The sequence below is a fragment of the Sphingobacterium sp. UBA7625 genome, from assembly GCF_002484085.1.
GTDB classification, from domain to species: domain Bacteria; phylum Bacteroidota; class Bacteroidia; order Sphingobacteriales; family Sphingobacteriaceae; genus Sphingobacterium; species Sphingobacterium athyrii.
Genome location: NZ_DLJD01000031.1, coordinates 135,996 through 146,687 on the forward strand (window position 1 = coordinate 135,996; position 10,692 = coordinate 146,687).

11 protein-coding genes are annotated in these 10,692 nt (G+C 42.0%); 5 read left to right on the forward strand and 6 right to left on the reverse strand.

The window, feature by feature from the left end:
- The first annotated feature begins 422 nt into the window (after window positions 1–422).
- Window positions 423–899 carry a hypothetical protein gene (locus B4G94_RS14820; RefSeq protein WP_286859801.1) on the forward strand — a complete coding sequence of 159 codons (477 nt, stop codon included), beginning with the start codon at window positions 423–425 and terminating at the stop codon, window positions 897–899.
- A 76-nt stretch (window positions 900–975) separates the two neighbouring features.
- Here the strand turns inward: B4G94_RS14820 and B4G94_RS14825 are convergent, their stop codons facing one another.
- From B4G94_RS14825 to B4G94_RS14840, 4 genes are all read right to left on the reverse strand, one after another.
- Window positions 976–1,788, reverse strand: a complete 813-nt coding sequence (locus B4G94_RS14825) for a M48 family metallopeptidase (protein WP_108637028.1) — start codon at window positions 1,786–1,788, stop codon at window positions 976–978.
- Between the two features lie 43 nt (window positions 1,789–1,831).
- Window positions 1,832–2,482 carry a glycerol-3-phosphate 1-O-acyltransferase PlsY gene (gene plsY, locus B4G94_RS14830; protein WP_286859804.1) on the reverse strand — a complete coding sequence of 217 codons (651 nt, stop codon included), beginning with the start codon at window positions 2,480–2,482 and terminating at the stop codon, window positions 1,832–1,834.
- Window positions 2,483–2,498: 16 nt separating this feature from the next.
- Window positions 2,499–3,356 (reverse strand): carboxylating nicotinate-nucleotide diphosphorylase, encoded by an 858-nt coding sequence (gene nadC / locus B4G94_RS14835; RefSeq protein WP_286859805.1) that lies wholly within the window; start codon window positions 3,354–3,356, stop codon window positions 2,499–2,501.
- Between the two features lie 77 nt (window positions 3,357–3,433).
- Entirely contained in the window at window positions 3,434–3,892 is a 459-nt protein-coding gene (locus tag B4G94_RS14840) for a DUF4783 domain-containing protein (protein ID WP_286859807.1), read from the reverse strand.
- A gap of 174 nt (window positions 3,893–4,066) precedes the next feature.
- Here B4G94_RS14840 and gpmI point away from each other — a divergent pair, with 174 nt between their 5' ends.
- From gpmI to B4G94_RS14860, 4 genes are all read left to right on the forward strand, one after another.
- Window positions 4,067–5,599 (forward strand): 2,3-bisphosphoglycerate-independent phosphoglycerate mutase, encoded by a 1,533-nt coding sequence (gene gpmI, locus B4G94_RS14845; RefSeq protein WP_286859808.1) that lies wholly within the window; start codon window positions 4,067–4,069, stop codon window positions 5,597–5,599.
- Window positions 5,580–6,170, forward strand: coding sequence for a hypothetical protein (locus B4G94_RS14850; protein WP_286859809.1), 591 nt, complete (start codon window positions 5,580–5,582; stop codon window positions 6,168–6,170). Before gpmI ends, B4G94_RS14850 begins: the two co-directional genes overlap by 20 nt.
- A 156-nt stretch (window positions 6,171–6,326) precedes the next feature.
- Complete coding sequence (locus B4G94_RS14855; protein WP_286859811.1) at window positions 6,327–6,641, forward strand: hypothetical protein; 315 nt, start codon at window positions 6,327–6,329, stop codon at window positions 6,639–6,641.
- Window positions 6,642–6,844: 203 nt separating this feature from the next.
- Window positions 6,845–9,142 carry a TonB-dependent receptor gene (locus tag B4G94_RS14860; RefSeq protein ID WP_286859813.1) on the forward strand — a complete coding sequence of 766 codons (2,298 nt, stop codon included), beginning with the start codon at window positions 6,845–6,847 and terminating at the stop codon, window positions 9,140–9,142.
- A 110-nt stretch (window positions 9,143–9,252) separates the two neighbouring features.
- On the opposite strand, the gene B4G94_RS14865 is transcribed toward B4G94_RS14860, so the two are convergent.
- A complete protein-coding gene (locus B4G94_RS14865; RefSeq protein ID WP_286859814.1) occupies window positions 9,253–9,807 on the reverse strand; it encodes a ferritin in 555 nt (184 codons plus the stop codon).
- 229 nt (window positions 9,808–10,036) lie between these two features.
- Window positions 10,037–10,687, reverse strand: coding sequence for a tetratricopeptide repeat protein (locus tag B4G94_RS14870; RefSeq protein WP_165305827.1), 651 nt, complete (start codon window positions 10,685–10,687; stop codon window positions 10,037–10,039).
- Window positions 10,688–10,692 lie beyond the last annotated feature (5 nt).

Below are 10,692 nucleotides of genomic sequence, written 5' to 3' on the forward strand. Positions count from 1 at the left end.
AAATAACAAAGGACTTAATATAAACTTAACACACTACAGCACATTCATTTCCTAACATTTACCGGCAAATTCCTACTTTCTAACACAATTTTTAAATAAAAAAAACGTTATAACACCTTTTAAACTGCCATTAACAAAGAATCAAATCCAAACAAAATAGTTTTCCACACCGCATCAAACCATCCTGTTTGTAACAACATTCTTCCAATCATAAAGAAAGCTTTTAAAAAAAATTCACTAACTTTCTGTCAACCGAGCATTTTATTAATCAACTCGTTTTTTTGTAGCAATGACGCTACTAACCTAGGATTTGTATTAAAACAGTAAACTATTGTCCCTGCGAACTGGTTTTCTAATAAAAATTTGTTTTAAAAAATGGATAACTTTTTAGAAATTCGCACACCTTTATAATTCTCTTTCTCATGGAAGTCGGTATTCAAAATTCCTCTTTTCACGAACCCGCTGACATTAAACTGTCTCCAGCAGGGCTCGCTTTCTTAGCTTCAGCAGCTAAATGGGCCAATTTTTTGGCTATCGTCTGTTTTATTTTTATCGGAATATCGGCCATCACCATGATTAGCCTGATCTTTGGCGCGAGTGCTTTATCCCTCGGTCAGGGCGAATATGTCTCGGCCGGTACAATATCCACCTTCGGGGTGCTCTATCTCCTGTTCCTGGCTTTCTCCTGCCTCCCAATTTATTATTTGTATAATTTCGGATCCAAAGCACGAAAAGCAATAGAAAACCGCGATAGCATTCAGCTTGAACTCTGCCTCGATGCCCTAAAAAAACATTATAAATTCATCGGGATCATCATCATTATCACGATCGCATTTAATTTTCTGGGCCTTATTCTCGGCATCGTCATGGGTATCTCTGATGCGATAGCTGCCGTATAAAACCAAAATAGCATAAACTGAAACAAAAAAGGGAGCATCTGATATGCTCCCTTTCTATTATAATTAAATTACATCTCTACTTTTTGTAATACCGCATTGCATTTGGAATCTGTTTCTCAATATCCGCAATACGACGGGCATCACTCGGGTGGGTGCTCAAAAATTCAGGTTGCCCTTTTTGACTGCCCGATGCCATACGCTTCCAAAATCCAATGGCTTCATTCGGATCGTAACCGGCCAATGCCATAATAATCAGACCGGCCTGATCGGCAGAAGACTCATCACTTCGTGAGAATTTCAACTGTGCCAAGCTGCCACCCAAGCCATATAGGTTGTTAAAAATACCTAGTGAACTGCTACCCGTCATCCCCGCTGCTGAGCCCAAGATCTGACCACCCATTTGTAAAGCCATCTGGTTGGATGCCTGAGCCACGGAATGCTCTTCAATCGCATGGGCAATTTCATGCCCCATGACTGTCGCCATACCTGCTTCCGTACGCGTTACCTGTAATATTCCTGTATATACGGCAACTTTACCGCCCGGCATACACCAAGCATTCACATCGTCGCTCTTCACCAAGTTAAATTCCCAGTTGAAATTATATTTATTGGCTATACCCTTGCTTTGCAGATACTGGTTTACCGCTGTTGCCAATCGGTTACCCACACGTTTCACCATTGCCGCATCGGCTGTACCGGTAATCACCTTTGCACTATTTTTCGATAAAAAATCTTTATAAGCTAATGCTGCCTGCTGATTCACCTGGTCAGCACTGACCAATTTCAAATATTTCTTTCCAGTAACCGCTGAAGTTGCACAACCTGACATCCCCGATGCTAGCGCAACACAGGCCAAAACCATAGCCGAATACTTAAATATGCCTTTCATAATATTCTATTAAAATCCGTTTTACAGGATACAATTATTGTGCCTATTCTTTTTCTTTCGATTTTTTCTTGAACAGATAAATCTTGGATTCATGTCCCTTTAACAGACGCTCTATATTCTTTTGGTGGGTAATTAACAACAGGATACAGATGGCTATCCCATAAAGCAGCACAGAAGGTATGGTTGTTTTAAAAATAAAGGCCAAACTAAAAGGAAATGCAAAACCTGCTGAAATGGAACCGAGCGAAACATAATGGGTTGTCAGCAAGATGATGATAAACACAGAAACACACACCAAAGCGGCAGGTGTATGTATAGCGAGGATCATACCACACAGGGTTGCCACCCCTTTTCCACCTCTAAATCCCGCAAACACAGGAAACAAATGCCCCAATACCGCAATAACGCCAAGTGCCAGCTGAAAGTTGACAAATTGGACATCGCTCGTATTTTGCCCCAGTTCTATTAAATAAGCCAGGTTTGTTGCTGTCCAGCCTTTAAATATATCTACAAACATCACGATCGATCCCGCTTTAGGGCCCAATACGCGAAAGGTGTTAGTCGCTCCAGCATTACCACTCCCATACTCACGCACATCTACGCCATAAAATGCCTGACCCAACCACACTGCTGTAGGTATAGAACCAAACAAATAAGCTAGTAATACTGCAATTACTAAATAAATCGATATCATTAAATTAAATCAGTTCTTATAATAATTTGGCCTTCAAACTAAGATCCAAACTCTTGACACTGTGTGTCAAAGCGCCCACCGAGATATAGTCTACTCCAGCCTCTGCATAGGCCCGAATGGTTTCAAATGTTATTCCTCCAGAGGCTTCTGTCTTAAATCGATGACCGATAATTTTAACAGCTTCGGCCACATCCGCAGGTGAAAAATTATCCAACATGATTCGGTCCACTTCGCCAAAGTTAAGAACTTCGTCAAGTTCCGCAAAATTTCGGACCTCAATTTCTATTTCTATCGGTTTATTTAATTTCTTTCGATAGTCGTTTGCACGTGTCAATGCAGGTACAATTCCGCCACTATAATCCACATGGTTGTCCTTGATCAGGATCATGTCGAATAAACCAAAACGGTGATTGGTGCCCCCGCCGATTTTGACTGCTTCCTTTTCCAATACACGGAGTAAAGGTGTCGTCTTACGGGTATCCAATACTTGGGTACCTGTACCTTTTAACAGGTCTACATATTTTCGGGTTGTCGTCGCAATGCCACTCATACGTTGCATCACATTCAACACCAAACGCTCTGCCAACAAAATACTCCGAATATTCCCGCGCACAAAAAAGGCTATATCACCAACTTTTACCTGGCTCCCATCTTGAATAAACACGTCACAGGTTAAGGTCTCATCGATGTAGCTGATGATCGCCTGGGCAACTTCAACACCCGCCAAAACGCCATCGTCTTTCACGATCAGTTTCGCTTCGCCCTGCGCTCCTGCCGCAATCGTGGATAATGAGGTATGATCGCCATCCCCAACATCCTCCGCGACTGATTGTTTTACAAATTGCGCCAAATAGTCCTTGATTTCCTTCTCCATAAATACAATTTATTGGGCTAAGATGTGGAATAATTTTTTAATCGGAAAATAGAATGATAAAAAAAATAGTGTCTGGCTTAACTTTTATCGACCCGAAGTTCCTCGATGGACTGATTATTGGATCCAGCTCCGATCTTAATAAATATGCGGTAGTTTGCCTGTTCGGTAGCCAGTGAAAAGGTGTAGTATTGATAACCATTATTCGCGTTGCTGGCCTGGGTCAGTTTGACTGTCTTGGGTTTATGTTGATTAAAAAATGTAGCTAGCATAATCTCAGACTGGTACTTGGTATACACCCCGTTTTCACCCAAAATGGACAAGGTCAGGTTGGATCCAAAATATTTAGCTATATTCTTTGCATTCCCCTCCCTTAAATAGGTTTTAAGTTCTTCGGAAATACTTCCCAAAGACAATTCCTCGACCTGTAAAGCAGGCTGCGCTAAGTCATTAAAATCTTTCGAATTATGCCCTGAGGCGTCAGTGTGTATAAAAAGACTATAGACAAATATAAATACGCAATAGCTAAAAAGTTTCATATAGCTCAGAATAAAATAGAACAGTTTCCACAATAGATGTATCAATTATTAGGTAGCATAGTTTACACCGAACATAAACTATGCCACAAACCTATAAAATTATTAGATATAAACAAGGGAAGATTTTAAAGATGCATTGATAGATTCTAAAATTAAGGTTATCTTTGTTATACGATGAATAAGAAAAAAGTTGCACTCATGATCCTAGACGGACTAGGATACGGAAAACATGATAAATCAAATGCAGTTGAAGCTGCAAATACCCCATTTTTAGATCATTTATTGGACACATACCCAAATTCAAGTCTGGAAGCTTCCGGTGAAGCCGTGGGCCTTCCCGACGGACAGATGGGAAATTCAGAGGTCGGTCACATGAATCTTGGCGCCGGAAGAATTGTCTACCAGGAACTAGGACGTATCCACAAGGCCGTAAATGACGGCGTATTCAATACAGATATCGTTATCCAGGACGCATTTAAATACGCGCTTGAAAACAATAAAAAAGTACACTTTATCGGTTTGCTTTCCGATGGTGGCGTACATGCGCATACCAAACACCTGAAAGGTCTTTGTGACGCCGCAAAACATGCCGGACTAAACAGTGACCAGGTATTTATCCACGCATTCCTTGACGGTCGTGATACAGACCCCAATTCCGGGATCAGCTATGTCAAAGATCTACAAGAATATCTAAAAACAACCTCAGGCACCTTCGCTTCTGCCATCGGTAGATATTATGCGATGGACCGTGATAACAGATGGGAACGCGTTAAGCTGGCTTACGACCTATTGGTGAAAGCCGAAGGCGAAAAATCCAATGACTTGGTTGCCTCCATCCAAAAATCTTACGATGCCGGTGTAACCGACGAGTTCGTTAAACCCATCTCATTGGTGAATACAGATGGTACCGCAGTAGCAACAATCCAGGACGGTGACGTGGTCTTCTGTTACAATTTCAGAACAGACCGTGGTCGTGAAATCACAATTGCACTGACACAAAAAGCGTTCCCTGAGTATGATCTGGCGCCATTAAACCTGTATTATGTCACCATGACTGCCTATGATGAAACGTTCCAAAATGTACGTGTTGTCTTCCAAAAAGATAACCTGACCAATACACTCGGTGAAGTTTTGGAAGCCAACAAGAAAACACAGACCCGTATCGCTGAAACAGAAAAATATCCACACGTGACATTCTTCTTCTCCGGCGGCCGTGAACAACAATTCGAAGGTGAAAACCGTCTTTTGGTACCTTCACCGAAAGTAGCCACTTACGACCTTCAACCTGAAATGTCTGCAAGTGGAATCACCGAAGCAATCGTCAATGATATGGAAACCCTTCAGCCTGACTTTATCTGCCTTAATTTTGCCAATCCGGATATGGTAGGCCATACCGGTGTATTTGAGGCTGTTGTAAAAGCAGTAGAAACGGTGGATCAATGCACAAAAACAGTAGTGGAAACTGGATTGAAAAATGGTTATTCATTTATCATCCTGGCTGACCACGGCAATTCAGAATTTATGGTCAATGAGGATGGCTCACCAAATACAGCACACACAACGAATTTGGTTCCATGCATCTTGATAGATGATCATTACAAAAAAATAGCAGATGGTAAATTGGGAGATATCGCTCCAACCGTCCTTAAACTTTTGGGCGTAGATATCCCTCTTGAAATGACAGGAAATGTATTGGTATCAGAATAAGAATCTATATAAAAAATTAAACAGCGCACTTCCACTACTGGTGGGAAGTGCGCTGCTTTTTTGGAGCTGTAGCTCCCCCTCGGGTCAACAGAAACCTAAAAAGACGACGGATATCTTTTCAGTAGACTCTTTCTTCAGTGCCGAAGCGCAACGCCTGCAGCAGCTCAATCCTTCGGTATTAAAATCTGTCAATAAAGACGGTGAAAAAGAACAACGTGAAATTAAAATCGCAAACTGGAAAAATGAACTTTCAGCTTTTCAGTCGGCAGATATCAGTAAAAACTTTGATCCTGCCCTCTATGATGTCAAAGCTGTAGATTGTGTGACAGAGTTTACCGCCAAAAAGGAAGAATTGCAGATACAAAAACTCAGGATCGAATTTGATCGCAACAACGAAAAGGTCAAACATATCCATATCGATAAAAAGATTGCAAACTCCCTCTACGATAGCAATGAAAAACTGGATTACTATAGCGACTCGTTGTATAGCATCATAAAATTACAGGATGTACAAGGTCTCGATGCAAATCAATATGAGATTATTGGAAAGTTTGTACAATCCAAAAAATAAACTACTAAAAAATGTCTTTATGTGAATCCATAAGGACATTTTTTTTATTTCCCCTTCCAATACAAACAAATAAATGCAACATCATTGCTTTATTTGTTTTTTTATTTATATTTGCCCATTATATGTCTACAAAGACGACAGTTTAGAAAAAACAAGGTGCGCGGTATTCCATTGAACAAATTAGCAGCGTTTACGCTTTTAATGACCTTTTTAATCGGTCAGTTCATTGTCTATACCCATTCCCATAAACCGTCGGTATTAAGTATCGTGGACTGCAATTCGAAAAAACATCATGCAGACCATCCCAAATGCTCCATCTGCGACCAAAATTCACATCCGCAACTACTCTTTAGTTTCATCCAAAGCGAATTTTTGCTTCCCGAACGGGAAATAGTATTTGGTCTTTTTGTACCCGGCGACCAGATGGTCAGGGCATTGCTATCGGGCAATCGCGGTCCCCCCTTGTGTTGATTTTGATCCAATATGCAACAATGGCTGTTTTTATCGAAAGCGGCTGTATGCGATGATATATCGGCTTTCCCTGTTCCCAGTTTTAGCGATCAGTGCTGCCGTTTTCATCATGAATTTTCTTCATATTCAACAATCGGATGATCGGTATGACAGGCCATCAGCTCGATAACGTCCCATCTACGATGGCATAAAAATATTTACAGATGAAACTCAAAATTAAAGACGGCATACTCATGCTTGTCTGCTATTTCCTGCTATTTTCTGCTACTGCTGCAACCATTTCTGGTCGAGTGACAGATTCAAAAACAAATCAACCGATCGCCGGAGCGACGATCTCGCTGCTCCAGCTGCGCTCGAGCACCTCTTCTGACCAACAGGGACATTATGCTTTCAAATCACTTCCTTCGAGTGGACGTTATCTCGTCGAAGTACGTTTTATTGGTTACCAATCGCTGATCAAAACGATAGCGCTGACATCGGAAGATGTGACTGTCGATTTTGCATTGAATGAAAGTATTATCGAAACAAATGAAGTCGTGGTTACAGGTACGCTTGTCACTTCACAAAGCCGTCGAAACAGCACCTCTGTCTCCGTTGTCTCCAAAGACGAACTGCAGGGCGGTGCGACAAACCTGATCGACGCACTTGCACGTCAGGTACCCGGATTAAGCCAGATTACAACAGGACAGGGAATTTCCAAACCCGTCATCCGCGGTCTTGGCTATAACCGCGTTGTCACCGTCAATGATGGTGTAAAACAAATGGGCCAACAATGGGGGGACGAACATGGCATCGAGATTGACCAGAACCAACCGGACCGTGTAGAGGTCCTGCGGGGAGCAGCTTCGCTGATGTACGGATCGGATGCCATCGGTGGTGTCATCAATATCCTTGAACCCAGTGTGCCCACTGCCGGTCAGATAAAAGGTGAATTACTTTCGAGCTACTCGACCAACAATGGCCTGACCAATAATTCATTGATGCTTACAGGTAATGAAAATGGCTTTGTATGGCGCGGGCGTGGATCTTATCAAAATGCTCATGCCTACAATACACCAGAAGGACGCTATATCAATAGCGGTTTTAATAATACGAATTTCAGCGGAATGCTGGGTTTGAACAAACAATGGGGATATTCACACCTCAACTTCTCTTACCTCAAAAATAACATCGGTTTTTACGATGCCGACCCCGGAGATCCTTTATACAATAATTCCAAAAGCCGGACATTGGATTTCCCAAAACAGGACATCCGTCATTATAAGCTTGCCCTCAACAATAATTTTGTGATCGGTTCGGGAAATTTAAAACTGGATCTGGGCTACCAAAAAAATCAACGTCGCGAACTGGAGTCGGCAACTCCTTCCCTCTTTTTCGATTTAAATACTTATTCTTTGGATGCTAAATATTACCTGGCGGAACGAAACGGCTGGCAGCATGTTGTTGGTATCAGCGCCAGTCAGGAACATAGCACCAATAAGGGCGTTGAATTTTTGATCCCGGCTTATGACCAGATCGAACTGGGGGCATTTGGTTATGCCAAGAAAAGCTGGGGCGAGAATACCTTTAATATGGGATTACGGTACGATTTCGTCCATACCAAAGGTAAACAGCTCCTTGTCGATAATGAGGAACAATTTCCGGGATTTAAAAACAGGTTCAGCAATATTAGCGGCGCGCTGGGGTATACGCATAGTTTCAGTGAAGATTTTAACTTCAAAGCCAATGCAGGATCAGCTTTCAGAGCACCTAACCCAGCGGAACTTGGTTCCAATGGTGTACACGAAGGGACATCCCGCTATGAAATCGGAAATGAAAACCTGAAGGCAGAACGTAGTTTCCAGGCAGATGCCACCCTCGAATTTGGACATAGCATCGTCACGGGCAGCATCGGCATCTACGAAAATTATATCCATAATTTTATTTATGCTTCGGCTAAAAAAGGAGATACCAAAACCATCATTGATGAAGATAATAACGAACAGACCTACGATGTCTATCGCTATGGCCAGGTCAATGCCAATCTCTTTGGCTTTGAAGGGAGTTTAAACTTCCATCCGCTCAACTGGGTTCACCTGGACAACACATTTACCTATACACATGCGCAAAACAAGACTTTTGACCGGCCATTGGCATTGATCCCTGCAGGTGTTTTACATAACACGCTACGTCTCGAACCTAAGATCAATGGCCTACATGCTTTCTATGTATCGGTAGGTTTAGACAATTATTTTAAACAGAATCGCATTGATGAAACCTTTGAAACGGCCACAGATTCGTATTCACTGATCAACGCCGGAATAGGTACTACCTTACACGTAGGAAAACAACAAGTGAAGGTATATGCAGCGGCATCCAATCTAACCAACAAACGCTATTATGATGCCTTGAGCAGATTACGCCCGGGAAGATTATCGCAGGACGATCCGAGCTATGGGGTTTACAATATGGGAAGGAATATGACCTTTGGCGTCTACCTCCCACTCAGCATAAAAAATTAAAACAACCATAAAAAAGCAGGGATCCAAAAAGAATCCCTGCTTTTTTATGGGCTATTCCAATCCATTCAAATGATACAAGAATAGCTCCTTGACATTATTTGGGGCCATTATTATTTGGGATCTTCAGCTGTTGCTTCGCGTGCCAAAGGCACATCGTCAGGCATGCTTTCCAAGGACGAATCCAATGCAAACAGTGATTCGTCCGAAGCCCGGTCTCCACCTGCAATCTTTAATTTATCAATCAGCTCAAGAGCAAGTTTCTCTTCTTCGATCTGCTCTTTGACAAACCATTGCGCAAAATTCCATGTCGCCCAATCTTTCTGCTCCATAGCCAGATTGACAATACGATAAATTGCTTCAGTGTTGTCCACCTCATGTTTAAATACACGTTGGAAACATTCAGTCAGGCTGCTCGGATCTGATGGCGGTGCCGCAATCGCCTGGATTCGGGGACGGCCGCCACGCTCGAGGATGTAACCCATGATTTTTGTCATATGATTCCGTTCCTCCTGCGCATGCCGATATAGAAAATTGGCAATTCCACCGTAGCCCTGATCATCGGCCCAAACGCCCAGAGCCAAATAAATTTGTGCGGCTTCTGCTTCTTTCGTCATCTGACTGATTAAAATGTCCTGCATCTCCGCTGACAATCGATTCGTTTCCATATACTAAATTCTTGTTGATTCAAGTATAGAACAGTATTGCCCAACATTTCGTTTGCAAATTTGTCAAAGACAGCGTAAAGAACCGACCTGTCAAAATGCAGATACCATCGCAGGACATTGGTTCAGCAAAAAGAATGGAAAGCAGAAAGAATAGAAAAGGTAAGGGACAGCCGGACACAAAAAAAGGGAAACCCGGCTGGGTTTCCCTTTTTATTATCTGTCGTACAGATTATTTCAAGTTATCTCTATACACTTTAGCTTTTTTGACTTCTGTCTGAATGTCTTTTTTAGACGAATCAAAGCTCAATACCTTTTCATAATCCTTGATGGCATTATTATAAGCATCTGTAGCCATTGCTTTGTTGTAATTAGGTGTACCTGCCGTACCGATCAAGATTCCTAGATCGCGGTTCGCGATCGCTCTATTTTGGTAAAATTTGGAGTCTGTAGGTGTGATGGCAATCGCTTTTGAATAATCTTCAATCGCTACGCGCAACAACTGCTCTTTGTTTGCCGCAGACACTTTGTTTGCCTGAATGGCAAGCGTGTTGTTTGCTTTCGCTTTGAAGTAAAGCGCATTTGCATTTTTAGGATTTAAAGCAACCACCTTTCCGAATGTTTCAGCAGACTTTTTATAATCACCATTTTGAAATTGGGAGTAACCCAACATATACAAGACATCCGGATCTTTGCCTTCCTCAGGTAAAGCTTTTGTCAAGTATGACTCTGCGTTTTTGAAGTCACCGTCCAAAAGAGCTTTTTGCCCCATTCTCACATTGGCATTGCTATGCTCAGCTTGTTTTTGTTGTGCATTGGCGCTAAGTGCGACCAAAGCAAAAACTCCTGTGAACAAACCTAATTTAAGTGATTTTAAGTTCATATCTA